Origin of the sequence: Chitinophaga agrisoli (assembly GCF_008386695.1) — a bacterium.
In the GTDB taxonomy this organism is placed as follows: domain Bacteria; phylum Bacteroidota; class Bacteroidia; order Chitinophagales; family Chitinophagaceae; genus Chitinophaga; species Chitinophaga agrisoli.
Genome location: NZ_VUOC01000002.1, coordinates 197698 through 224005, shown reverse-complemented (window position 1 = coordinate 224005; position 26308 = coordinate 197698). Strand labels below are relative to the sequence as shown.

At 50.5% G+C, this 26308-nt stretch carries 14 protein-coding genes; 9 read left to right on the top strand and 5 right to left on the bottom strand.

Features of this window, described 5'->3' with window-relative positions; all coding sequences use genetic code 11:
- The first annotated feature begins 10 nt into the window (after window positions 1-10).
- The 5 genes from F0L74_RS08350 (at window position 11) to F0L74_RS08330 (ending at window position 16986) form a co-directional block, all read left to right on the top strand.
- A complete protein-coding gene (locus F0L74_RS08350) occupies window positions 11-3493 on the top strand; it encodes a TonB-dependent receptor (protein WP_246197661.1) in 3483 nt (1160 codons plus the stop codon).
- Window positions 3494-3503: 10 nt separating this feature from the next.
- Entirely contained in the window at window positions 3504-5345 is a 1842-nt protein-coding gene (locus F0L74_RS08345; protein WP_149837407.1) for a RagB/SusD family nutrient uptake outer membrane protein, read from the top strand.
- A 192-nt stretch (window positions 5346-5537) separates the two neighbouring features.
- Window positions 5538-6857, top strand: coding sequence for a PQQ-dependent sugar dehydrogenase (locus tag F0L74_RS08340; RefSeq protein ID WP_306462921.1), 1320 nt, complete (start codon window positions 5538-5540; stop codon window positions 6855-6857).
- 224 nt (window positions 6858-7081) lie between these two features.
- Window positions 7082-12619, top strand: coding sequence for a hypothetical protein (locus F0L74_RS08335; protein WP_149837406.1), 5538 nt, complete (start codon window positions 7082-7084; stop codon window positions 12617-12619).
- A 20-nt stretch (window positions 12620-12639) separates the two neighbouring features.
- Window positions 12640-16986, top strand: a complete 4347-nt coding sequence (locus F0L74_RS08330; RefSeq protein WP_149837405.1) for a hypothetical protein — start codon at window positions 12640-12642, stop codon at window positions 16984-16986.
- A gap of 92 nt (window positions 16987-17078) precedes the next feature.
- Here F0L74_RS08330 and F0L74_RS08325 read toward each other — a convergent pair whose 3' ends face one another.
- Complete coding sequence (locus F0L74_RS08325; protein WP_149837404.1) at window positions 17079-17777, bottom strand: SMI1/KNR4 family protein; 699 nt, start codon at window positions 17775-17777, stop codon at window positions 17079-17081.
- A 154-nt stretch (window positions 17778-17931) separates the two neighbouring features.
- Between F0L74_RS08325 and F0L74_RS08320 the strand changes: the two genes are divergently transcribed.
- Complete coding sequence (locus tag F0L74_RS08320) at window positions 17932-18864, top strand: bifunctional helix-turn-helix transcriptional regulator/GNAT family N-acetyltransferase (protein WP_149837403.1); 933 nt, start codon at window positions 17932-17934, stop codon at window positions 18862-18864.
- Window positions 18865-18954: 90 nt separating this feature from the next.
- Window positions 18955-20391, top strand: coding sequence for a WG repeat-containing protein (locus F0L74_RS08315; RefSeq protein ID WP_149837402.1), 1437 nt, complete (start codon window positions 18955-18957; stop codon window positions 20389-20391).
- 10 nt (window positions 20392-20401) lie between these two features.
- Here F0L74_RS08315 and F0L74_RS08310 read toward each other — a convergent pair whose 3' ends face one another.
- Complete coding sequence (locus F0L74_RS08310) at window positions 20402-20866, bottom strand: DinB family protein (protein WP_149837401.1); 465 nt, start codon at window positions 20864-20866, stop codon at window positions 20402-20404.
- A gap of 93 nt (window positions 20867-20959) precedes the next feature.
- Here F0L74_RS08310 and F0L74_RS08305 point away from each other — a divergent pair, with 93 nt between their 5' ends.
- Window positions 20960-22597 (top strand): acyl-CoA carboxylase subunit beta, encoded by a 1638-nt coding sequence (locus tag F0L74_RS08305; RefSeq protein WP_149837400.1) that lies wholly within the window; start codon window positions 20960-20962, stop codon window positions 22595-22597.
- Between the two features lie 54 nt (window positions 22598-22651).
- On the opposite strand, the gene F0L74_RS08300 is transcribed toward F0L74_RS08305, so the two are convergent.
- Window positions 22652-23320 (bottom strand): RNA ligase 1 family protein, encoded by a 669-nt coding sequence (locus tag F0L74_RS08300; RefSeq protein WP_213086927.1) that lies wholly within the window; start codon window positions 23318-23320, stop codon window positions 22652-22654.
- A gap of 121 nt (window positions 23321-23441) precedes the next feature.
- On the opposite strand from F0L74_RS08300, the gene rnhA reads away from it, so the two are divergent.
- Window positions 23442-23900: a ribonuclease HI gene (gene rnhA, locus F0L74_RS08295; RefSeq protein ID WP_149837399.1), complete on the top strand. Its 459-nt coding sequence runs from the start codon at window positions 23442-23444 to the stop codon at window positions 23898-23900.
- A gap of 58 nt (window positions 23901-23958) precedes the next feature.
- On the opposite strand, the gene F0L74_RS08290 is transcribed toward rnhA, so the two are convergent.
- Window positions 23959-24501 (bottom strand): hypothetical protein, encoded by a 543-nt coding sequence (locus tag F0L74_RS08290; RefSeq protein WP_149837398.1) that lies wholly within the window; start codon window positions 24499-24501, stop codon window positions 23959-23961.
- 52 nt (window positions 24502-24553) lie between these two features.
- On the bottom strand, window positions 24554-26278 hold the full coding sequence (gene nfi, locus F0L74_RS08285; protein WP_188315914.1) for a deoxyribonuclease V: 1725 nt from the start codon (window positions 26276-26278) through the stop codon (window positions 24554-24556).
- Window positions 26279-26308 lie beyond the last annotated feature (30 nt).

The window sequence follows — 26308 nt, the reverse complement described above, 5'->3', positions numbered from 1 at the left end:
AACCAAATTTATGAAAAAATTTGACTTGTTGGTGGACAGGCATCGTTATGTCTGTAAGTCGATACTATGTATGAAGCTGACCATCCTTCTACTGCTCGCGACCATCTTCCAGGCCTCTGCTAACGACGCATTCTCGCAAGAGGCTAAAGTCACGCTGAAGCAGGAAAACAAAAGCATCAAACAGCTCTTCCGTAAAATAGCGGAGCAAACCAGCTACCGCTTCATCTACCAGGAAGATGCCGCCTCCCTGAACCGTGTGATCACGGTAGACGTGCAGGACAAACCCGTGTCTGAAGTATTGGACATGGCGCTGCATAATACCGGTTTTGGATTCAGGATGGTAAATGATAACCTGATCGTAATATCGCCTAAAGGAGGCGAGGCGCAGGATATTGTGGTGAAAGGGCATATCACGGATAAGAATAAACAAGGGGTGCCCGGCGCCACGGTGAAGATAGAAGGTACCAATAAAGGTACCACCACCGATGTAAATGGCGCCTTTACCATCTCTGTGCCTGCGGGCGCAAAGATCACGATCAGCGCTATTGGCTTTCTCTCACAAACGATCAACGTTACGGACCAGACCACGCTCAACATCAGCTTACAGGAAGATACCAAAGGCCTGAGTGAAGTAGTGGTAGTAGGTTACGGTTCACAGAAACGCGAATCCGTGACCGGCGCCGTAGCTACTATCAAGGGCGCAGACCTGGTAAAATCACCGGCTACCAACCTGAGTAACTCCATAGCCGGCCGTATGCCGGGTGTTACCGCCATGCAGAACACCGGCGAGCCGGGTGGCGATGGCTCTACGCTGCGCATACGCGGTTCCAATACATTAGGTAATAATGATCCGCTGGTGGTGATAGATGGGGTGGCCCAGCGTACCGGTGGCCTGGAAAGGCTGAACCCTGCGGATATAGAAAATATGTCTGTACTGAAAGACGCTTCTGCTGCTATTTATGGCGCCAGGGCGGCCAACGGCGTAATACTCGTTACTACCAAACGTGGTAAGAGTGGTAAGCCGGTGCTCATGTATAATTTTAACCAGGGCTTTTCACAGCCTACGCATGTACCGGAAATGTCCTCTGCGCCGGAATATGCACAGATCCGTAATGAGCTGAGCATGTATAAGAACGTGGCGCCCGCTGAATGGAATGATGCCTGGAGCAGCTATAAACAAAGCGGTACCTATACCTCACCTAACTCCGGTAATGTCTGGACGCCGCCTTTTACACAGGAAGACATCACAAAATATGGCGATGGCTCTGATCCCTGGGGGCATCCCAATACAGATTGGTACAAGTCTACTTTAAAGACCTGGTCACCGGTGGCTAATCATACCCTGCAACTCTCCGGAGGTTCTGAGAACCTGCGTTACCTCACTTCCTTTAACTATATGGACCAGGACGGCTATTATAAAAAATCCGCCACTGGTTTTGATCAATACAGCCTGCGTATTAACCTGGATGGTAAGATCAACAAGTATATGAGCGTAAGCGTAGACATGTTGGGCCGTCAGGAGAACCGCCATTTCCCCACACGCAGCGCTGCGGATATCTTCCGTATGCTGATGCGCGGTAAGCCTACGGAGCCTGCTTTCTGGCCCAATGGCATGCCCGGTCCGGATATTGAGTATGGTAACAACCCGGTGGTGATCACCACCAGCCAGACCGGTTATAATAATGATAAACGCTATTACGTACAGACCAATGCCCGCCTGGATATTACCATACCCTGGGTAGAGGGATTAAAGCTGAGCGGCAATATCGCCTTTGATAAATACATTAAACGTACTAAGGACTGGATGACGCCCTGGTACCTGTATACCTGGGATGGCACCAGTTATGAGGCAGATGGCAAAACGCCTAAGCTCTCCCGCAGCAAACGCGGTACTGACCAGCCTACACTGGATCAGGCAGATGAAGACCAGACCAATAAACTGCTGCGAGGCCTGCTCACCTATGACCGCACCTTTAAAGGCGGCCATACGGTGAACCTCGTATTTGGTATGGAAAAGGAAACGGTGAATAATGATAATTTCTCCGCATCCCGTAAATACTTCATCTCATCTGCCATTGACCAGCTGGTAGCCGGCGGCGACCGTGAAAAGAACAACGATGGCGGCGCCTGGGACCGTGCGCGCCTTAACTATTTTGGCCGTGCCGCTTATAACTACAAAGAAAAATACCTGGCGGAATTTGTATGGCGCGTGGATGGTTCCTACATGTTCCCCGCCCAGTCGCGCTTTGGTTTCTTCCCTGGTATACTGGCCGGCTGGCGTGTGTCTGAAGAGAACTTCTGGAAAGAGAATGTGCACTTCATGAATTACCTGAAGCTGCGCGCCTCCTGGGGCCAGCTGGGTAATGACCAGATCTATTTTGATGATAATAACGATGGCACCCTTACCCTGCAGGAATACCAGTACTACGGTACTTATGGCTTTAACAGCTATATCCTGGATGGGCAGATGGCCAAGTCTATCTTCGAAGCCCGCCTGGCTAACCCTAATATCACCTGGGAAAAAGCTAATAACTACAATTTGGGCCTGGATGGCCAGTTGCTGGATGGCAAAATCTTCTTTGAACTGGATTACTTCATCAACAAACGCTCCGGCATACTGGTGCGCAGGAACGCTTCTATCCCGCAAACAACCGGTATGACGCTACCCGCGGAGAACCTGGGCCGTGTAAGGAACAAAGGGTGGGAGTTTAACGTAGGTTATGCCAATAAGATAGGAGAGCTGAATTACAACGTAAGTGTGAACGGTGGTTTTGCCAAAAACACCATCGAGTTCTGGGATGAGCCGCCAGGCGCGCCTGATTGGCAGAAATCCACCGGCCGCGCTATGAATACAGGGTTATACTACGAGTATGATGGCGTATTCCGCGATTTTGATGATATCAAGGCCAACACGATCAACTACAGCGCGCTCACCAACGACCTGCGCCCCGGCGATATGAAGTTCAAAGACATCAATGGCGACAGACAGATCAATGGTGATGATAAGATACGTATGGATAAAAGCAGCCAGCCCACGTTTACCGGTGGTCTGAACATAGGCCTGCAGTTTAAGAACTTTGATATGTCTGTATTGGTGCAGGGCGCCACCGGCGGTGGATTACAGATCAATACGGAGTCCGGGGAGATAGGCAACTTCACCAAAGACTATTACGATCATCGCTGGAGCCCGGATAATCCCAGCAGCGTGGATCCGCGCGTAAATGACCGTAATGATACCTACTGGGCTACCGGTAATACCTATTGGTTCCGGAACACGGACTACGTGCGTCTGAAGAACGTGGAGATAGGGTATAACCTTTCCAGCCTGCTGAAGAAACGTATCGGCATCAGTAACCTGCGCGTGTATGCCAACTGTCTGAACCTGTTTACCATTGATAAACTGGGTATCCTGGATCCGGAATCCATTAACGGTAACGGGCAGTACTATCCGCAGTCAAGGGTGATCAATGCCGGTTTTTCATTAACATTTTAAAGCGTAAAGTATGCAATACACTATCAAACGTATATATCTGGGCGTGGTGCTGGCGGCAGGCGTATGCATCACTGCGTGCAACAAGGATTTCCTGAATACGCAGCCAAGGGATGAAGCAGCGGAAGACCTGGTGTTCAGCGACCCCGGTTTAACGGAAGCCTTTGTAAATGATATCTATAATGGCCTTAGCAGCGGCGGTTTCCTGGAAACCATGCTGGCCTCCGCTACGGACGAGACCATGTTCACCCATGGTTACGGGATGAAGAATATGGTGGAATCCACCATCAGCCCAACAGATGCGGAATATGTGACCAGCCGCAGTACGATGCGCTGGGACGAGATGTATAAACGCATCCGGGCTTGTAATAAACTATTTACCAAAATAGAGGACGTTCCTTTTGATGATTTTAATGCCAAAGACAGACTGAAGGGGGAAACTTTTTTTCTGCGCGCCTATTTTTACCATCAGCTGGTGCGTGGTTACGGCGCCGTGCCGCTGATAAACGAAGTGTATTCACTGGGACAAACGGACTACACCGTGGCCCGCAATACCTTTGAGGAATGTGTGAATTTTATCGTGAACGATTGCGATTCTGCCGCTAAATACCTGGCTGGCAAACAGGGTATCACCGTAAAAGGCCGCGCTACGGAAGGCGCGGCGCTGGCATTAAAATCCAGGATCCTGTTATATGCCGCCAGCGATCTGCATGATGTGCCTACGGCAAAAGCAAAGTCTGCCACTATCGCCGGCTTTGCCAAACCTGAGCTGTTGGGCTACGTGACCGGCGATCGCCGTGCACGCTGGCAAAAAGCCAAGGACGCCGCCCGTGCGATCATAGACCGTAATATGTATGCCGTCCAGAGCGAAAACCCTGCCAGCAGGGAAGAGGCCATTACCAATATACAGGGCATGTTCCTGAAGGATAATACCGAAAGCATTTTCTCCCGTTATTTCACCAATAATAAGGACGAGCCGGGTGGTGATTTTGGTTTGTATAACGGCGCTAACGGCTATCATAACTGGGCGGGTAACACGCCTACCCAATCGCTGGTAGACGATTATGAGATGAGCGATGGTACCGCTTTTGACTGGACCAATCCTGCGCATAAGGCCAATCCTTACCAGAACAGGGATCCCCGCTTTTATGCGTCTATCCTGTACGATGGCGCTAACTGGCGCAAACGTCCGGCGGATGTACAGGCAAAGGATCCGTTTAACCAGATCCAGACCGGTAAGTATGAGGTAAGCAGCGGCAGCGGCACCGTATCCAACCCCGGACTGGATACCCGCTCTGGCCCTATAGAGGACTGGAACGGTTCCTTTACCGGCTACTACATCAAAAAGTTTGTGGATACAACCGTGGATGCGCAATTCTATAACCAGCAGGTGCCTTATCCTTTTTTCCGTTATACGGAGATATTGCTGAACTGCGCGGAGGCCTGTATTGAGCTGGGCGAAGACGCAGAAGCCCGCGGTTATCTGAACATGATCCGCAAACGTGCCTTTATGCCGGACATCACGGAAAGCGGCGATGCGCTGCGTACCCGTTACCGCAAAGAGCGCGAAATAGAGATGGTGTTTGAAGAGCAGCGTTTCTACGATGTACGCCGCTGGATGACAGCACAGGCTACCATCGGGCGGCCTTTACGGGGCATCAATATCACCGGCACCTTAAAGCCGGGTAGCCAGATCACCGTATACCGCTATGATCCTGTTCACTACAATTATGTGTATTCGCCCATCACCATGGAAGCAGAAAAACGGTTGTGGCTGGATAAGATGTATTTTATGCCCTTCCAGCGTGATGAGATCAACCGTAACAGTAAGCTGGTGCAGAACCCGGGTTATTGACGGTTCATTCATACACCCAACTGTTATTCCCATCCACAGTTGTTAGACTCGAAAATGCCGGTCCCGGGACCGGCATTTTTAGTGGGCGCCAGTAACAGGCAGGCACAGCGCTTACCGCCGGTAAAATAGCGCCGGACAAAGTCAAAAAATCGCCTTAATTTGACGGCTCATTATTTCCATAATTGTATTCTTATGAAGACAACATGCTTACAGCTGGCGCTGGCCACGATGGCCGGTGCTGTTATGCTTACTTCGTGTGGGCAGCAGGGTGGGAGCAATTCCGGCAAGGATTCCACCGCCCAGACCGCAGCAACCCTCGCTCCTGATGCAGACAATGCCGGCCTTACGCTGCCGGAAGGTTTCGGCGCACTCAAAGTGGCCGATAGCATTGGCAAGGCACGCCACCTGGTAGTAACCGCCGGCGGCACCATTTATGTAAAACTTAACAGCCCTAAGGATGGTAAAGGTATCATCCGCCTGCACGACGCCAATGGCGATGGCAAAGCGGATGAGCAGACCGGCTTTGGCGATTACGGCGGCACAGGCATCTATGTTAAGAATGGCTACCTGTATGCCTCTTCCAATACAGAGATCTTCCGTTACAAGCTGGATGATAAAGAGCAGGTAACCAATCCTGACCAGCCGGAAAAGATCGTGACCGGTTTACTGGACCGCAACCAGCACGAAAGCAAATCGCTGGTGCTGGACAACAATGGCAACATCTATGTAAACATAGGCGCTTACTCCAACGCCTGCCAGGAAAAAGACCGCACAGAAGGTTCAAAGGGTATGAAACCTTGTCCTATCCTGGACTCTGCGGGCGGTATCTGGCAGTTCAAAGCCGATCAGCAGAACCAGACCTATGGTACCGGCGTACGGTATGCCACTGGTTTGCGTAATGTGGTAGGCCTGGATTGGAACCAGGAGCAGAACGCCTTGTTCGTAATGCAGCATGGCCGCGACCAGCTGCATGATATGTGGCCCAAGCTCTTTACCCAGGACCAATCTGTAAACCTGCCCGCGGAATGTATGTACCGTTTAAAGCAGGGATCTGACTGTGGCTGGCCTTATATCTACTATGATGATGTGCAGCAAAAAAAGATCCTGGCTCCTGAATTTGGCGGCGATGGTAAAAAGACCGGCGGCGAAAAAGCAGAAGATCCTGTAGCGGCCTACCCGGCCCATATGGCGCCTAACGGCCTGCTGTTCTACACCGGCGATATGTTCCCTGCCAGGTATAAGAACGGCGCTTTCATCGCTTTCCATGGTTCCTGGAACAGGGCTCCGGAAAAACAGGAAGGTTATTTTGTAGTATTCCAGCCATTTGAAGGCGGTAAACCCTCCGGCAAATGGGAAGTATTTGCCAACGGTTTTGCCGGTATGGAAAAAGTAGTATCCCCTGGCGATGCTAAACACCGTCCCTGTGGCCTGGCACAAGGCCCGGATGGCTCCTTATATGTATCTGATGATGCGAAAGGCGCTATCTACCGGATCGTGTATAATAAAAAATAAGCTTACCCATTATAGACAAGGGGCTGACCAATACTGTTGGTCAGCCTTTTTTTATGCGGTTGAAAGAGACCACGTATTTATACCTGATTATGCGTGTGCACGCATTTTATTTTTTGTTTTCTGGAGAATATTTGTAGTTTTAAATCATTGTTCGAAGAACCAGTACCCCAATAGACAGGCCAACGACTACCCCAAATTTCCACAAATCCTATTAATCAGACACAATGACGGAACCCCAATTAACGTCACTGCTGGAAAGTATTACCGGCCATTTACAGGCAGATACACCGGAGCAGGAAAAGGCATTACAGCATGCCCGCCAGCGCATTGCTGCATCCCTTTTACGTAATGACGATACAGGCAGTGAACAGCTCTTTGCCAACTCAGACCTTTACGGCAGGGAGAACATCAGCGCCGCCAATCTTGATAACATTGCGAAAGTGGCCAAACAAACATTGGAGCAGCAGCCCGATGATGGCACGCGCGTGTATGTGCGCAGTGTACCCATATTGAGCGCGCAGTTATCCGGCAGCGTGCCGGAATGGGCAGCCGGGGCCAAACCTACGGAAACTATGGGCCCTTTCCTGAATAATGAAGGCCGTGAGATCTGGATAGATTTCTATCGCATTGTAAAACTGGTCACCTTATATATGGGCACGCAGCCGGTATTGCTGTTCAAAGCGCAGATAGGCCGCCTGCCTATTGGCGCGGCTACCAGTTATACGCTGGTGGCCGGCAGCGTGTGGATCAATGCCAGGCTGTTATCCACCGCAGGACCGGTAGACCGTTTTGCGGGCGTAAAGGTGAAAGGCGGTAGCATAAAACTGAGCATCATACCTGTACTGCAGAACGGCAAACTTACCTTGAACCCCAGCACAAATATTGAATGTAATCTGCAGCTGGAGCAGGATGTGGATGAAGGCGCCGCCGGCACATCCGCCTATGGCAGCGATGCCCGTGCCGCCAAATACCAGCTGCCGGATACCTGGACCTTTACCTGGAATGGCGCTACCAAACGTATTGCTGCTATGACCGTAGGCGCTGCCACCTGTGAGCTGTACGGACAAGCGATGAAATTCGACTACCAACCCGTAGCTAACCCCGCAATAGGCTATAACGAGGTATTTACGCAGGTACTGATACCCTGGAAAGCCAGTGTGCCCAACTTCGAAATAAAGAGCTGCAAAAGCCCTTTTAATACATTATCCGGCGCAGCTCCCATAACGCAAAGTTACTGGGGCCTGCCGGCAGCCGTGCTGGATGTAAATAACCCGGTGGAAGCAGGCGGCAATGGCGGCGTGCTATTGCAATGCGATACCGGCCTGCGCGCCGCATGGACCAATCTCCGGGATGAAGAGGCCCGTTTACAACAACCCTTTATTGCCGGTATGCCGGGCGCTATTATCCTGGCAGAAATGCAGGCCAATATAGCCGGTGGTTCCCAACGCCTGGAGCTGTGGAAGGATGGGCTGAACCCGCACCGTACTTCTGTAGACCTCAGCTTCCTGGAAGGCACGCCATTCTTTTACAGCAGCGCCAGCGCCCCCGCACAGGAATTCCTGACCACCATCTGTAACAGCGATTTTAAAACAGACCGGCCGGTGAAAGTGAACGGGGAAGCATTCGACATCCGTTCCCGCTCTTCCTTGCTGATGCTGGGCGCTAACGCCACCCGCCGCCTGATCTACCTGTATGATGATAATATTATAGCAGACAATACGCCGGTAGTAGCGGCCGCGCCGCCTATTAAACCGGTGGCCATTGCACTGGAGAATGCGGTATTCACCGTATCGCCGGTAAATGCCTGCCTGCTTTTTGGTGAATGTAACGAAGCATGGGACCGCGTAACCCGCGGCAACTTTTTCCTGGCGTTCATACTCTACCGTTATCTGCCCACTTTGCCGGATCCTTATGTAGGCAACCTGCGTACCTGGGAGCGTTTATTTGGCAGGGGAGAACCGGGCCGCGGCGGCACCCTGGCCGCTACTACGCCCATCAGCATGCTGCTGTGCGCCGTTAAATACAAACCTGTTGATGATAATAGCGACGACGTAAACACAGGCTTCCATTTTGGCGCATTGCCACCGGAAGAACTCGGGGCATTGCCCGGCGTGGCGGCGGGCAATGTAGTGGCTACGCCGGCAGCAACAGCGGCCCGGCTTAGCCGCGCCGCCCGCATTAACACCGCCCCATTAAAAGCATTAGGTAGCTTTGGCTCCGTAAAAACAGCCACAAAGATCACTACCGCAGGCCTGGAAAAAAGAGCGCAGGAGAACAATGCCTTCCTGGAAAAGCTGACCCTGCGGCCGGAGATCGCCGGCGCCACGCAGGAGCAGAACCCCACGCTCACCACTAACTTAACAGGACAGGCCTTACAGGGCGCCATCCTGAGCGCCACACGGGAGCATAGGTATGAAGACCTCTGGGGCAACGCGCTGGTAGGCAACCGCCTCAATGCAGAGCCATTTGCGCTGCTGGATGTGAGCAGTAATGCCAACCAGCTGGGCATTAGCGTAAGCGGGCAAATGATCATTGTTAAAACTGGCGCGGTAGTGCCGGGCGCCACTAACCAGGCGGCCGTAGTGACCAGCAATACCGGCTTCCCCTTTATTGTGGATGGCATGGAAGTGAAAGTGCCCGGCGTACTGGCACGGGCCTTTACGTTGCCGCAGATCGCCTGGGAGCCGGTGATCAACCTTACGCCACCGGACCGCGATGAGCCGCTGGATCCCAACTCGCCCAAACTGCCCATGGACCCGGAAGCAGGGTTTATTTATTTCCCTAATGATGGCGGACCTACGCGCATCTGGAATAACAATACAAAACCCGTAGCCCTGGCGCCGGTACCGGTGATACAATCCCTGCTGGATGAGTTTAAGAACAACCCGCAGAACTTCACCGTATCTGCGTTTACGCTGCCTTTTGGGCTCAAGGCCATCAACTATGTATCAAAGAACTTTGTAGAGCCGCAAAAGCCGGACATCAGCAATATACGCCCCCTGTTCCGCAAGAATGAGGATGGCACTTACAAACTGCAGGGCGGTATACAGTTGCGTATGACAGCGGGCACATTTGGTAAAACAGACCCGGAGATGGGGAATGATTCGCCCATGTTCCCCGGTTACACCGTACAGCTTAATAACCTGCTGAATATAACCGGACAGCAGACAGTTGCCAGTAACCTGGGGCACCGTGTAACGGAGATCTTTAACAACGAATTCCTTACCGGTGTATTAAGCCTCTCCAGCCTGATCAAAGATTCCAGGGGCGTGCCACTGAGCCGGATGGACATTACCGGTTATGGCGCCAGCATCTTCAGCAACTGGCTCAGTCCCTCCGCCGCCATGGCGCAAACCAGCCAGGCGCGTTTTGATGTGATGTTAGGCCGCACCGGCCATGAAGTGATACAGGTAAAAAGCATCCTGTACCCATGGGGCATACGCGTAGTGCGCACCATTACAGTATTCCGCACCGGCACAGGCTTTGTGTACCGTACAGACAGTGGCTGGAAAGCGGAAAGCGATGGTAAGTTTGATTTCTCCTTCCGCTATAAGAAGAAGGGTGTGGACCCTTACACCACTAACCCCGCAGACTTTATTACAGAACAGGCCCCTTATGAATTCCATCCTGGAGTGATCAAGGGCCTGTTCAATGTGCGCAATATCAAGGACGCTCCCTCTGTAAAAGAGTACAGCTCCACCAACGATATCCCCAACAATACCGATTATGTCAACGGTATTAAGGGACAGGTCTACACCAACACTTCCGGCAATACTTTACATGAGCCGGTGAAATGTGGCGGCGTTTATTTTGACGCTGATGTAGAGATAGAGAACGTGGTGCAGGGCCATGTAAACAAACGCGTGGTATCTAAAAAGATCCTGGGTTATGTGCAGGTAGCGCCCGCTGGTAAACCGCTTAGCGCCATACAGCTAAAAGAGCTGCTGGCCTTACAGGACAATAGTATTGGCGGCGATCTGGATTGCGTGGTAGATATCAACAGCAGCGATCAGCAGATGCGTATTAACCGTTTTGATGTAAATGCTTCCGTAGACGCTGGTGGCAACCCCGTATTTGTAGTCGCTGCCCGTGGTAATATATTCCTGCCCAAAGATGGCAGCTGGGCCATGGTACAGCACAATGCCGGCACCGGCGATGTAACGCCCCTGCCGGAAGGTATTACGGTGCCACTGATCCGTACCGGTAAATGGAAAAAGGATGTGGTAATAGACCCTGCGGTAGTGACCAATGCGCTGTTGCGTATAGCACACCCGTTGGAGATCTTACGCCCGCCATCTGCCAGCACCATCAACTTCGGTTACCTGCAAAGCACGGCCACACAAAAAGCATTGTTCCTCACGCCCGCCTATGGCCTGCTGCAGAAAAAGCTGCTTAGTAAAACACCGCCCATATTTGCGGATGCTTACCGCATGATGACCGGTAGCGGCATCTTCCCCAATATTGGCAATGCGATCGATAATTTTGGTAAGGCCATGCCCATGTTGTTTGGCACCGATAGTGGCAATACGCCCAATGTACCCGCCTTTATCACCAATGCCTTATCGGACGGCGGCACGCAGGTGCTGGAGCTCATGGAAGTAGTGGCGGAAAAAGCCGGCGAAGCGGTGGTGAAACAAGGCATGAGCATGCTGCAAAAAGGCGCCAACGGTTTGTTGGACAAAGCCATGAAGTTTGACGTACCAGACTTTGATATCCCTCTGGTAGATACGGAAGCCCTGCGTATTTACATCTCCTACAAAACGGGCAAAAAAGACGACGCGCCTGCCAACTATGTAAATAGCAAGCTGAATTTTGATGTAGACTCCTTTGCCAGCGATATGGGCAACCAGTGGAAAAGCCGCCTGAATAACCTGGCCATGATCGTAGACCTGGGCGATATGAAAAAGCTGATGACCATCAAAGGCAATTTCGACGCCTCCAAAGGAAAAGAAAGCGGCTACGAAGGCAGTAATGCCGGCGGCGTAGGCTTACCCGTACCGGAAATAGAGTTCAGCGATGCGCTGCAACCCGTGATCGATATATTGGAAGTGCTGGCCCAGCTAAGCCAGGGCAATTATGCAGAAGCCATGAAGAAAGGCCTGCAGATCGCCATGAGCAATAGCGGCGAAATATGGGAGTATAAATTTGAGGCCACCAAGGAAATTCCGCTGGTACGTTTCCCGCCAACCGATGAGCTGTATAACAGCGCGCAGACACCCCTGAAGCTGGAAGCCTCTTTAGGCGTAGGCGTTTATTTTAATGCCGCCTTAAAGGTGACTACAGACCTGAACCAGCTGCTGCCCACAGCAGGCGCTTTCTTGAAATTCCATGGTGGGTTGAGCGTAATGTGTATGTCCGTAGGCGTAGGCTCCATCTTTGCCAAAGGCTCTGTGGATGTAAAGATCGCCTGCGATACCAAGGTAGGGCCTAACCTTACGCTCGCTTTTGCTTTTGGCGTACAGATCGTGGTAAGCCTGCCGGTGGTAGGTAACGCCAGCGTAACCTTTATGGTAGGCATAGAGATGTATGCGGACAAAGACAAAGTGGTGATCACTGCCATGATGCTGTTCCGCGGTAATGCCGAGCTGCTTGGCGGCCTGGTATGCGTGACCATTACCATAGAAGCCAAAGGTATTGTAGAAAGGAGCGGTGGTAAAACAGAAACATCCGCACAGGTGACCTTTGCACTGGACATCAGCATCTTCCTCATCATTGACATCAGCTTTTCAAAAACCTGGGGTGAAGACCGGCAGATCGCCTGACCCCGCTAAACTATACTTTCATGGAAGCCAAAAGAAGATATACGGTAATGGTATTACCCCAGGGATTTGACGGGACCAACCTGTCCCTGAACATCGTGTTGATACCCCGCAACCAGGATCCTTTTGTACCCTATGCCACAGGGTTGGCGGCGCCCAATGATTCCGCCACGCCTTTTGCAGACCTGGTACCTCAATTTGAGCTGGGTATTGTAAAAGGACTGGACGAATGGCCGTTGAGCAATGCCACCGCCGCTGGCCGCATACCGGTAAAGGTGCCGCTGACGGTAACCGCCGCCGCTAATAAAAAGGCGCTGTTAACCGCCATTGCCGCAGACCTGGGCGCAAAGATCAATGTTGACAATACAACGGATAAAGCGGAAGCGGTGATACCGGAGTCGGTAAGCGTACGCAAGTACCTGCCGGTGAGCTACCGCGAGTCCTTCAACTTTACCACGCCCCGCCATCCCAATGCCCGCACGGATGATAGCTATCATTGCGCCATCCGTAAGGATACCAAAAAGAAACCCGGATGGGCCAATAAGGATGATCTGAGCTGGGGACAGGTGTTTGCGCATATCCTGCGGCAACCGCTGCTGGCCAGGGCCTGCGGTATGATCTATACCGCGCAGGTATCCGTAGCAGACAATGCTGCGTTGTTTGAAAAGGGTTGTTACTTGTATGTGGATATGGTGAACGCGGATTATGTGCCCATCCAGAACGCCCTGTTAGAAGATGTAGACGGCCCCTTTGTTAAACGTTATGCCGCGCGTATACCTAAACTGGCCTTGAACACGCCCCGCCCGGTATTTGCGCCGCTGTTATTCCCCGTGCTGTACCGCAAAGCCATTGATGCAGTAGACCCTGAACCCAAAGGGGAGTGGGACAAGATCTTCCAGGAACTGAATGAGTATAACGATGGTTTTGCCAAGATTGTACATGCCACACAACCGGTGAGCAGCAACCTGCTAAGCGAACAGCAGGATGGCGCGCACCCGGTAAAGGATGCCGGTATCCGCCTGGGTTGGGATGATGAGCAGATCCTGATCTGGTACATCCGCCAGCTGGCACAGAACCCGCTGGAGCCGGGCAAAAGGCTGGATGCGCCTTTGGGCGTATTTGGCTACCGCATAGATGTAAAACAGGAAGGCGCTGGCGACTGGAACAGCCTGAACCTGGTACGCAGCAAACAATCCTATTCCATTGGCGGCGCCGGCGTAGGTAATGGCGCTAACGAAGAAGTAGAATTGCCTTACCAGGTATTTCCTACGCAACCGGATAATGATACCACCGGTGCTTACTGGCTGCCTATGTATTTTACCAACTGGACAGGCAAAAGCCTGGTGTTGAAAGACAGCGACGCTGTACAGATCTACCGCAACGCGGAAGCGCTGACCAGCGTGGATGATGATACTCCCAAGAATGTACAACCCGCCAACCTGTTTGATGAAGTCGCCGCAGCGGCCCAACTCCGTTATGGTAATACCTATGAGTTCCGTGTACGCATGATGGACATTAGCGGCGGCGGCCCGTCCATCGCCACAGATATATTCAACAATGCCCCTTCTCCTACGGCCAAACGCACCTTTAAACGTTATATAACCCCGGGTCTTTGCCGGGTAGATAAACCGGCTGAATTGCTACAGGCAAAAACAGAATTCTTTAACGAGCTGCCGGATCATACGATGGATCCCAGCCCCAGTTTACACATCCGCCGCCCCACGCTTAACTACCCGGCGGTAGTGTTCACCGGCAAATACCAGGCAGCCGGACAGGACCCTGTACAACTGCTTATACAATCCACCGAAGGCACAGATAACAAGATCCCCGCTATTGCAGACCCGGACGTAACGCGGGTATCCATTAAAGTGGAAGTGGAGACCCTGCGCCTGGATAACCTGCTCAGCGATAGCGGCGCAGAGCATTACATCACACTGTACCGCACCACCCGCGCTTTTGGCGCTGGCTTTGAAGATGAGCTGGTGCTGCCGGTGGTATTCCATGATGCGCCAGCCCTGAACCTGGGCAACCAGGATGATCCCTTCAATAATGCCGCCCTCAATAAAGCCGCTATTGACGCCATGACGGATATACCGCTGCCCAGCGCCCGCCGTATACGCGTGACCATCCGCGGCATATGCGATGGCGATAGCAGCTACCATGGCTTTATTAACGACGCTGATCCTGAGCTGGACAGCCGTTATGGCAAAACCACCCAGCTATGGTTCTATAAAGCTTCTGATAACGAAGACAACCTGCTGCTGCCCAAACCCAATGTAGCGCCGGTGAAAGCCGTGTACCTGCAGCCGGATCCGCCCAAGGTGAACGACGGGCTGATTGCCTCCATGCTCTTCATCAAAGAAAGTGTGGACCGTATGCCGGATATGGTACAGCGCCTGGCAACAGAACTGGGCGTAGTATCCAAAGGCCTTACCCTTGTGGGCAAAAAAGGTGAGCGCGTGGTATTTGGCTGTAACGCTAAGATCCGCCATCACCTGGCCCCGGACCAGAGCAGCATTACTTTCTCTTCCAAAGGCGATCTGGCCAATCACTGGATAGGCTGTATCGTATACCGCCTGAACCGCGACTGGAGCTGGGACGCGCTGCAGGATGTTGGCTTTACCGTTGGCCGTGTAAAGAAATTCAAACACGACAGCGCCGCCGAAGCAGAGACGCTGGATATACTGGGTGATATTGAACTGAAACACTACGCCTCCTTTGAGTCGCTTACTCCAGACGAGTTTGGGCTGGTGAACCGTAACTACACCACGCTGGTGTTTATTGACGCTATTGAGCCCAAAACAGCCCTGAAACGGCCCAATGGTATGTTACGTTTCCCGGATGAGCTGGAGGTAACGTATACGCTTACCCCGCATTTTAAACCAGGACATGGCGCGCCGGCCTCCTTCCCGCAGGAGCGCCTGGACCTGCCCAGCACCGTTATACCTGCCCAGGTGCCAAAAATCGCCAGCGTGGGTATCGCATTCTCTCCCTACCGCAAGAACGAGAAATACAGCGCTACAGAGCCGCGCCAGCGTTACCTGTGGGTAGAGCTGGAAGAACCGGTAGCAGACCCGCACGATACTGTATTCTGCCGCCTGCTGCAATATGCGCCGGATCAGATGCTGGGCGGTAACCTGGCCGTGGCCACAGATGTAACAGAAGATCCGCCGCTGCCCATAGACCCGGAATACACGCGCAGCATTACCCCCAATCAAACCGATGATATGGCGGGCCTGAGCGCCATGCAGGCCATGGAAAAAGCCAGCGATGATGATAACCTGCACTACCTGCTGCCCCTGCCGCCCGGACTGCATTCGGAAAGCCCGGAGCTGTTTGGCTTCTTTACCTATGAGTTCCGCATGGGACATGGCCATTGGAGCAATGAGGAAGACGGTAAGGAAAACCTGTGGAGCACCGCCCAGGGCCGCTTTGGCAGGCCGCTGCGGGTAACGGGTATGCAACACCCCGCGCCTACGCTGCTCTGCAATGTGAACCGCGATAAGGACCGCGTATATGTAAACGCCCCCTATGCCAAAGCGGTATGGAGAGGCCGCGACATTACGCCGGACCCGCCCCGCACCCAGCTGCACTGCGTATTATACGCCCAGGTAAAACAGGCAGACGGCCTGGCTTACCGCAACATACTGCTGGATGAGAAGCTGATGACCTTAGTATTGCCCCCAGCCATAAAAATGCCGGACCGCGACCTGGGACTGCTGTACCGCAACGCACAGGCAGAGCTGAACCGCTGGACCGTAGACCAGGTAGACGAGCCCGCCCGCGCCGGCGTACTGCTCACCAACCTGACCATGCTGAATGAAGTGGATTCCCTGCGCCTGGACGCCATTACCCAGCGCAAGCTGAACCAGGTAATGAAGGACCGCGCCGCCGGTAAAATAGTGGAGCTGGACAGGGACACCTCCCGCAAACTGTTGCAGGCTTATGATCAATTAAAGGATGCACCCATTACCGTACAGCCGCAGGCCGTAAGCTATACAGAGGCCTCGCTGATTGCAGGCGCTAAGATCGCCATCTTTAAAGACCAGATAAAGACCGCCCGAGTAACCTGGGAGAACAAGGAGGTAGCTGCCTTGCTGGTAGGTCTGGGCTTGCCGGAAGATTCGCCCTTAAGCGTACTAACGGTGGAAGTGTTTGGCAACATTACCAGCATTTACGAACATATGGGCCTATCCCTGCCGGAGATCAAAAAGCTCACCGCTAACTATCCGCAGGTATACCAGGCCATAGAAACGCGGCAGCTGCAAAGCCAGCGGGCATTGAACGAAGCATTGGGCCAGTACCGCATACTACGTACATCTCCGCTTGCGGAAGTGCCGTTTGTATGCTGCCCCACCTGCGCAGATTAGACAAGGATTTTTTACTAGGTAACGGATACAGATTGACACAAACCAATAAGGGCCGGCGTAATGCCGGCCCTTATCTTTTTTATAAGAGGAAATCATCGTTTCTTTTTCCAATAAGCAGCTTGCGGATTCAGCTTTTTGCTGATGGTGTGCTCGCGTTCGGGATCTGTCCGCAGTATCACTTCCGTATCCTCATCATAGTCCAGGTATTTGTTATAATCTTCGTCAGATACAAAACCTGCACGATAGGGAGCTTCTTCTTCCGGCTGGTTTTCTTCTTCTGTTGCCAGGGCCTTAAAGCTATATATACCTTCCCGGTAACAAGCGATCATGGTTTCGAGAAAGGCAGGCAGTGAATCATATAAAACCGTTAGCCCTGTATGCTTTTCATCCACCGCAAAAGGATCAAACAACAAGATCTTGCCATAATCTTTGGATGGCTCATCACAATCTATGAGCACCAGATTCCCCTGGCCATCACTGAATAGCTGGAACATTTTTTCGCGGAGCTCTTTGTTTTCCTTTACGGAATATTGATAGGTCTCCGCGGCTTCTGCCAGGCTGGCGAAATAACCAAAAGACGACATGAAATGCGCTTTGAAAGGGATTTCCTGGCCTATGTTGATGCCATCTTTCCAGCGGTAAAGGTTTTTTACCTCTTCTGGTAATGGGAAGCCCAGTTGCTGTTCCGTTTCCTGTATCGCCTGATCACTGGCGCCAGCATTGAGCTGCGCTACTACAGGCGGATATACACGGGTTAATTCCTGCTGAAGGGCAGTTAATAAGGGTTCCATAGTTTAAACACGTTTGCCTTGGGAAGATACAGTTATTTTTTATGCGGCAATATGAATTTTGGATGAAGTATTAAGGATACTTGCTTTTGTCAAATAATTAACTTGACATTGTCAACTATTGTGTCGATCTTTGTTCCATACAAGTGAAACAACTATGTCAGCAATAAACGGAACAGTGGGCGCCATCCGCCAGTTCAACCGCTTTTATACCCGGCTAATAGGTTTATTGGACCAGCATATCCTGGACAGTGAGCTATCCCTCTCAGAAGTACGGGTACTCTATGAAATACGGCATATGGAAAACTGCACGGCAGGCAAACTTATTGAAAGCCTGGTGATAGATGGTGGTTACCTGAGCCGTATCCTGAAGGCATTTGAAAAAAGTAACATTGTCAACCGGCGCCAGTCTGCCACAGACGGGCGCACCTGGTATCTGCAGCTGACCGCCAAAGGCCGCAAGCTGTTTGATACACTGGACGCACGCTCCAATCAGCAGATAGCAGATATGCTGGCACATTTACCGGAAGGGCAGCAGCAATCTGTAGCGGGGTGTCTGCAAACATTGCAGCAGGTATTATCTGTTAAACGGCCTATTAGCCTGGATGATATCGTATTCCGTCATGAATTGCAGCCGGGAGATGTGGGATATCTGATCTACCTCCATGGCGAGTTATACGCCAAGGAAATGCAGTACAACCTGGAGTTTGAGGCGTATGTATGTAAGACCTTTTATGATTTTCTGCCCAAATATGATCCGGCTAAGGACCGGGCTTTCCTGGCTACCTATAATGAGCGTATTGTAGGCGCAGTAGCAATTATAGGCCATTCTAGGAAACAGGCGCAGTTGCGTTGGCTGCTGGTGCACCCGGATATGCGGGGTGTGGGTTTGGGAAAGAAGCTGGTAGCGGATGCGATAGCTTTTTGCCGGGAGAAGCGCTACAAGCAGGTGTATTTGCTGACTACGGATCAGCAGACTACAGCTGCTGCGCTGTATGAGAGAGAAGGGTTTAAGAAAACGGAGGAGATACCGCAGGAAATGTGGGGGCATAGGTTGAAGGAAGTGCGGTATGAGTTGGAGTTGGAGTAGGATAAGGTAAATGGGCGACAGTTTTTTGTTAAACTGGTTATTTGTAAGTACTTTTAATTGTCAACCATGTAATAAGATCTCCCTGTTTCTATGAAAAATATTCTTAGCATTCTAAGGAATGAGATAGAAAAGTATAAGAATTCCCTCGAAGTAATTATAGGATTAATTGCAATACTTTTCAGTATATCGACATTAGCCACACAAATTTTTGATTCCAGCTATAGTATAGCTTTGATTTGTATAGCGCTCTTCTTTATTTTGCAAAGGGCATTCACTGAAATGATCAATGCAAAAAAGGAAGCTTTTGGACTGTTTGTGCCTAAGTATAGCCCCCAAAAAATAAAGTGGGCGAAGGTCTTAAGATTTTTTAGTGGCATACTTTTGGTATTCCCTCTTTTTTTGTTGATAAAAATCATCATTGTTAAAAGTACCTCGCATAGGGTCGATGAAAAAAATATAGGACTTCTTATTGCCCGATTTACGAACGAAGAAGATGATGATTTCTCGTATAAATTGTTTAGCGTATTGGATGCGGAATTACAAGATGGCGATACAATAAATACTATGCGGGTTAATAAATTTATTAACATCGGAGGGGTCGGTTATCTTGATACTATTAAGAACGTATTTGACGACAACCTTTATAAGAAAGGACTGCTCATATTCGGAAAGAGGAGTACAACCTCGCCAGTTTTTGATTGCAATATCTACCTGAATGGGATCCTAAATAATAAAAAGATCATCCACTTGCAAAACCCGGATGTAATAAAGTTTTCGATTGACTATCAATCTCAGGTTGTTGCAGAATTTATTTTAGGATTGTTGTATTATAATTCAAACGAATTTGATGTGTCTAAGGGGAAATTCCAGCAGGTGCTGGAAATAAATCAAAATGAAAATAATAGAAAATTAATTGGATACAGTCGTTTGTTTATCGGGCATAATCTGCTCTGTAAAAAGCAGTTTGCTGAGGCGGGGAAAGAATATAAATTAGGGATCAAGGTTGATTCCATGAATGGTTATTTACATTATAATCTGGCAAATGTAATGTTGGCTACTGGTGCCATGGATGACGCTTATCGAGAGTATACTATTGCCAATAAATTAAATAATAAGCTTCTTAATCCTATGGAGGAGCGTTACTCAAATCTGCGACAGCCGGCAAAGAAGGTGAAATTGGCGTACGGCACGCTTAATGGGGATACTTCAAATATTCATCAGGAAAAGGTTATGCCTATAAATGTGCCTGCCAAAGATTTTACGGTAATTGTTATTGGAAATAAATATGGTGTAGTTAATTTAAAAGGAGATACCGTAATTAAATGCGATTATGACTACGTGGAGCCTAAAGTTTATACATTTAATGGTAAAAAGTTTTTTATCGTAAAAAGCGGAAGTAAATATGGCGCGTTCAATAACAATGGAATGCAGGCAGTTCCAATTAATCATCCATCGGCAGAACGGGTTCTTGAAGTAATAAAAATAATTGAAGAGGTAGGCGATCCCTCAAACGTTTCCCAGTTTTAATAATAGAGGTTCATTCCCTGCTATACTTCTCCAGCAACACAATTTGCCCAAGATGATAAGCCGCATGGTCCACTATCCCATGAAAATAATAAGCCGCCGGATGCGTGGTACCCGGAAATAACTCATACAGCTTATCTTCCGGAAAGGAACGCAAAGCCGCTACAACATGCGCCACGGAATGCTCCATCCGGTGCTGCGTAGCCTGCCAGTTCTCTTCCCCATGATTTTCCGGCAGGTAAAAATCCGGCAGGTCGCCATCCTGTTCGGGTTGCTCATTATTCATGTAACGCAGTACCCGCTGGTGCCAGTAAATAAGATGGTTCACGATCTGCCAGATACAGTTGGAGTCCCCAAAGCGCTGTACCGCCTGCCTGGCGCTTACGCGTTTAAGGTGTTCGGTAAAAGTGACTTCTATCCAGGGGCTGCCATTGTACAGATTCTCCAGCGATGTGGCGAGGTATTGCAGGTGCGACATGGTGGTAGATTTAGTGGTTAACTAAATTTACGACTATTCCGCTTTTTTCATCATGTCTTTATTCTTCGTTACATTTAGCAAAATAATATAGCTATGGATCAACAACAACTGGAGATCAACCGGAATGAGGATGCCATGCGCAGGGCCACCAGCACCCTTAAGCAGCGCCTGGCTGTGATAGAGCAGGGGGGCGGCAAAAAGAACATGGAAAAAGTTAGGGAGAGAGGTAAATTAACCCCCCGCGAACGGATCGCCTACCTGATTGATAAAGACGCCCCTTTTACGGAGATAGGCGCTTTTGCCGCCTATGAAATGTACCCCGAGCATGGCGGCTGCCCCGCTGCCGGCACCGTAGGCGGTATTGGTTATGTAAGTGGCCGCCAGTGCGTAATTGTAGCCAACGATATGACCGTAAAGGCAGGGGCCTGGTTCCCGATGACCGGCAAAAAGAACCTGCGCCTGCAGGAAATTGCCATGGAAAACCGGCTGCCCATCATTTACCTGGTAGACAGCGCCGGCGTATACCTGCCAATGCAGGACGAGATCTTCCCCGATAAAGAGCATTTTGGCCGTATTTTTTATAATAACGCCCGGATGAGCGCCATGGGTATTACCCAGATCGCAGCTGTGATGGGCAGTTGTGTAGCCGGGGGCGCTTACCTGCCCATTATGAGCGACGAGGTGCTGATGGTGGAAGGCAACGGCTCCATTTTCCTGGCCGGCCCTTACCTGGTAAAGGCTGCTATTGGCGAAAGCATAGATGCGGAAACCTTAGGCGGCGCAGTTACCCATACAGAGATCTCCGGTATTGCCGATTATAAATTCAAAACAGACCAGGAATGCCTGGATCATATCCGTAAGATCATGAGCAAACTGGGCGCTCCGGCAGTAGCGGGATTTGACCGTATAACGCCCGTAGCCCCGGTCAGGGAAATGGATACCCTGTACAGCGTATTGCCTACAGATAGCTCCAAACCTTATGATATGCTGGAGATCATCGATCACCTGGTGGATAATTCAGAGTTTGAGCAATACAAACAGGACTATGGTAAAAGCATTCTCTGTGGTTATGCCCGTATTGATGGCTGGGCAGTGGGGATTGTAGCCAACCAGCGCAAGATCGTAAAGAGTAAAAAAGGCGAAATGCAGATGGGCGGCGTGATCTATAACGATAGCGCCGACAAGGCTGCCCGTTTTATCATGAACTGTAACCAGAAAAAGATTCCCCTGGTATTCCTGCAGGATGTGACCGGTTTTATGGTGGGCAGCCGCAGCGAGCATGCCGGAATTATCAAAGATGGCGCTAAGCTGGTGAATGCAGTGGCTAATTCCATTGTGCCCAAGATCACCATTATCATTGGCAACTCTTATGGTGCCGGTAATTACGCGATGTGTGGCAAGGCATATGGGCCGCGTTTCATCTACGCATGGCCTACCGCCAAGATAGCCGTAATGGGTGGCGAGCAGGCCGCTAAAACGCTGTTACAGATCCAGGTGGCTTCTTTAAAGGCAAAAGGCCAGGAGATCAGCCCGGAAGAGGAAAGTAAGCTACTCAACGATATTACAGAAAGATACAACAGTCAAACCACCCCGTATTATGCCGCTGCGCGGTTATGGGTGGATGAGATCATTGACCCGGGAGAAACCCGCCGCGTGATCTCTGAAGGTATTACAGCCGCCAACCAGGCGCCGTTGGAGGACGGGTTTGCGCTGGGCGTGTTCCAGGTATAAAACATTGAATTGTCAATTACGAATGCTTCATTCGTAATTGACAATTTACACAGGCTACCATTTCAGGCCAAAATCAGAACGTTTGATCTTACACAACCTGCCATCAGGGTGATGCCATACAATGCCCTCTATATCCGTGCATTGTTCTCCAAAGAACGCTTTCAGCCCTTCAAAATCCCTGGGTGGTTCCGGAGTAAATGCAGCATCACCGTGCTGGATTAGCTTATGTTCCGCAAAGCCATCCCTGCTGCCGTTGATTTTAGGGCCTACGGCTTCGTAGGTGCCATCTGCCGGCGTTTCCGCAGGGTAATTAGGGAAGCTGTTGGCTAAACCTTCAACGATCCATTTGTCGGCGCTATCGTCAGCGATCAGTTTGTCGCCGGTACGTGTAACGTTAACTTTCAGCCATCCGGGCCAGTGGCCGGTAACCGGGTCCGGGTCCTGGGCGGGAACAAAGCCGGCTGGCGGCGTAGCGCCCTGTTTGGCATCAAACCGTTTATACAATACGGTCTCTTGGACCATACAACAGGTGCCGTCCCATTTCCGGGTAGGCACACCTTCTCCGTTAATAACCCACTCGCAACCGGGGTTTACCTGGTTAATGGCCAGAAAGCGGCCTTTCCTGTTGTTATTTCCTTTTGCTTTTGATCCGTTAGCTGCGTCAGGCGCTGGGATCACTTCTTTTTCATAGTCCCTGACAAACAATGTTGGCATTTTTTTCATAGATACCGGGTTTACAATTTTTGGTATTGGGGCGGCAAAGATAGTAAATCCTGTTATTAATTGACATGGCGGCTCAATTCGTAATTTGTAATTAGTAATTCGTAACTATATTTGCGCCGCTATGTCAGAGATTATTATCTATACAGACGGCGCATCGCGCGGCAATCCGGGCCCTGGCGGTTATGGCGTTATACTTATGTGGGGCAAGGTACGTAAGGAGCTTTCACAGGGATACCGCCGCACCACCAATAACCGGATGGAACTGCTGGGAGTGATCACCGGCCTGGAAGCCCTGAAAAAGGACGGCCTGGAGGTGAACATTTTTACAGACAGTGAATACATTGTGAACAGTATCGAAAAGGGCTGGTTGTGGAACTGGGTGAAGATCGGCTTTAAGGATAAGAAGAATAAAGACCTCTGGCAGCGTTTCATCCCGCTCTATAAAAAGCAAAAAGTAAAGATGACATGGGTAAAAGGCCATGCCAGCAACCCGTTTAATAACCGTTGTGACGAGCTGGCCACACAGGCGGCAGATACCGGCCCCTGGCTGGTGGACGAAGGCTTTGAACAAGGCGTATAAAAGATAAAGTCCTGCAGATGCCTGCAGGACTTTGTCTTTTATAACTGCTACGGATGTGTTAATTATTTGTGATCCGCACTTTACCGGTATAGTTACCCACTACTTTTTTGTTGTCTACAAATGTCAGGGTGTATGTAAAGGAATAGTTATCTTCTCCCTGTTTATGCACCGTAAGGCTGCCGGATTGCACATCTGTATAAACGTTGCCGGTACCGCCTTCCGCGATCTCATCTACCAGTTTGGCATCATATACATATTCAGCGTCAGAAAAGTGTTTGGTCCTGTCAAAACCGGCCGCGTGGTCGTCAAGAAAAGTATAGGTCTGACCATCGATCAGGGTATCCACCTCAATTATCAACCCGTGAAGCACCGTGGTATCCTTTGTAACAGAAAGATCCACGTTAGTGAAATTGAGCTCGCCCGGGTCTGTGTTGTTGTTATCCATCCAGGCGTAAGGCGTTTTAAACAATTTGTTGTCCACGGCAAAAGTGTTAGTGCTGTCTATATCATCGGGTTTGGTTGCTGGGGATGGGTTATCATCTTTACCACACGACATGAAGATAGCGGCCAGCACGGCGGAGCTTAACAATAGTTTTTTCATAGGTCTGTTAACTTATTTTATTGGGTTGAGGGGCAAAGATATAGATATTTTATTAATGTGATTGGCCGGTGTCATGCGCTGCTTTATAGGCTTCCATAGCCTCTCTGGCATATTGATCCGCGATGCGCGTAGTCTCCGGCAGGCGGAATTCCCTGCACATATCCAACACCACGCTGGTAGCGGTTGAGATATCGATCTTATGTCCAATGGACACAAATATGGGGTTAATACGGGTTTGGCTCCTCAATACAGCGCCTATCACTTCATCACTACCATCCGCCAGTAGCGGGGAACTGGCGCCTTTTTCGCCGGCAGGCATCGCATAGTGGCCACATAAGCGGGTCTTACCACAACCAATAGCGGGCAGGTTAAGGGTAACGCCCATATGGCAGGCCAGCCCAAACCGGCGGGGATGCGCAATACCATGGCCGTCACAGATGATGAGGTCCGGCTTTTGCGATAGCTTTTCCCAGGCCGCCAGCAGGGGCGGCATCTCGCGGAAAGAAAAGAGCCCTGGTATGTAGGGAAAGGTTACCTGCATACAATGCGTGGCATAGGCTACCACCTGCAGCGTAGACCGCTCCAGCACTACAATGGCGCCGGCGATCAGGTCGCTGTACTTGTCATATTCCACATCTGCACCGGCAATAAAAACTGGTGGTGCAGGGAAATCATTATAACGGATCACCTGCTGGGTAAGGATCGCTTGCTGCGCTATGGCGGTTGCTGTGGTGCTCCATAGATTATTTGCTGGCTTATACCCGGCATTTGAAAGGTCCTCCCTGGTGAATGGCCTGCCCCAGCCATTATATTCCGTTATCGGATACTGGCGGAAGGGCGTAATGACCGGTAGCTCCAGCCGGTTTTCGTGCATCAATCTGATGATCTTTTGCAGATAGTTGAGCGTTTGTGCGGAATGCCGGGATACGCCCGTATGCAGATCCTGTGTACCTATGCGGAACACCAGGTAGATCAATTCGTTGACCGTTTCATTTGACTGCCGGTAAAGTTGTTGTAATTGCTCATAAGTGTCAAGCTCAAACCACATGATATCTTTCCTGTCAAAGGGATAGTCTGACAAGATAGCGGAAGGCATACGTTCTGCTATCTGGTCTCCCCAGATGGCTGTGTTAACCGTATCTGCAGTGTATGACCAAAGCAAAGGCAGTATTAATGCCCAGTTTAACTCTTCCAGCTGGAAATGGCTAATGGCATACTCCAGGCAACATATACCAAAAGCTACACGTGCGCGGATGGCAAGGTCTTTAAAATCGCCGGCCGTGACGATGGATGGCGCATCCTGCGCAAAGAACACAACGGGTGAGTGCAGGAAGTGGGATATGGGGAATTCTTCGTCGCGCTGTAGCTCAAGTTCTATAAATCTTGTGAAAGAGCTTTCATAAGCATTAATATCCTCAGGCGCCTCCATAAGATAAACCGCCGGATCATCATCGCCGTTGCATATGAAGAACAGGAGCATATCATCCATGTGTCCAAAAAAGAACCCCTTTTGAGAAAAGTTCAGGATATCATAGGGCTCGGTTCCTTCATACATATCTGTCACCTCATCCTTATGCGCCTGGAGATTGTCTATGGTCATTGCATAAGGTTCCAACAGGTGGCCGGACTCGCGCCCAAACAGGCGAAGGAAATCCTTATAGGCTTCGGGCAATTGTAATTGGAATTGGCTTTCGATAGCGGTTATCTCCTCTTCAGTACAACCGGCTATCTCTCCAAAATCTTCCAGGCGGTCAAGTAGAAAGTCAAAGTATGGCATGACTGTATTGTTACGCCTTCCGGCGTTCAT

What these genes read in the sequence shown, in the direction of transcription:
- F0L74_RS08305 (WP_149837400.1), top strand. Translation starts at nt 20,960, where the DNA reads ATGGATCAACAACAACTGGAGATCAACCGGAATGAGGATGCCATGCGC.
- F0L74_RS08350 (WP_246197661.1), top strand. Translation starts at nt 11, where the DNA reads ATGAAAAAATTTGACTTGTTGGTGGACAGGCATCGTTATGTCTGTAAG.
- F0L74_RS08290 (WP_149837398.1), bottom strand. Translation starts at nt 24,501, where the DNA reads ATGAAAAAACTATTGTTAAGCTCCGCCGTGCTGGCCGCTATCTTCATG.
- nfi (WP_188315914.1), bottom strand. Translation starts at nt 26,278, where the DNA reads ATGCCATACTTTGACTTTCTACTTGACCGCCTGGAAGATTTTGGAGAG.
- F0L74_RS08300 (WP_213086927.1), bottom strand. Translation starts at nt 23,320, where the DNA reads ATGAAAAAAATGCCAACATTGTTTGTCAGGGACTATGAAAAAGAAGTG.
- F0L74_RS08315 (WP_149837402.1), top strand. Translation starts at nt 18,955, where the DNA reads ATGAAAAATATTCTTAGCATTCTAAGGAATGAGATAGAAAAGTATAAG.
- F0L74_RS08340 (WP_306462921.1), top strand. Translation starts at nt 5,538, where the DNA reads ATGAAGACAACATGCTTACAGCTGGCGCTGGCCACGATGGCCGGTGCT.
- F0L74_RS08335 (WP_149837406.1), top strand. Translation starts at nt 7,082, where the DNA reads ATGACGGAACCCCAATTAACGTCACTGCTGGAAAGTATTACCGGCCAT.
- F0L74_RS08330 (WP_149837405.1), top strand. Translation starts at nt 12,640, where the DNA reads ATGGAAGCCAAAAGAAGATATACGGTAATGGTATTACCCCAGGGATTT.
- F0L74_RS08325 (WP_149837404.1), bottom strand. Translation starts at nt 17,777, where the DNA reads ATGGAACCCTTATTAACTGCCCTTCAGCAGGAATTAACCCGTGTATAT.
- F0L74_RS08345 (WP_149837407.1), top strand. Translation starts at nt 3,504, where the DNA reads ATGCAATACACTATCAAACGTATATATCTGGGCGTGGTGCTGGCGGCA.
- F0L74_RS08320 (WP_149837403.1), top strand. Translation starts at nt 17,932, where the DNA reads ATGTCAGCAATAAACGGAACAGTGGGCGCCATCCGCCAGTTCAACCGC.
- rnhA (WP_149837399.1), top strand. Translation starts at nt 23,442, where the DNA reads ATGTCAGAGATTATTATCTATACAGACGGCGCATCGCGCGGCAATCCG.
- F0L74_RS08310 (WP_149837401.1), bottom strand. Translation starts at nt 20,866, where the DNA reads ATGTCGCACCTGCAATACCTCGCCACATCGCTGGAGAATCTGTACAAT.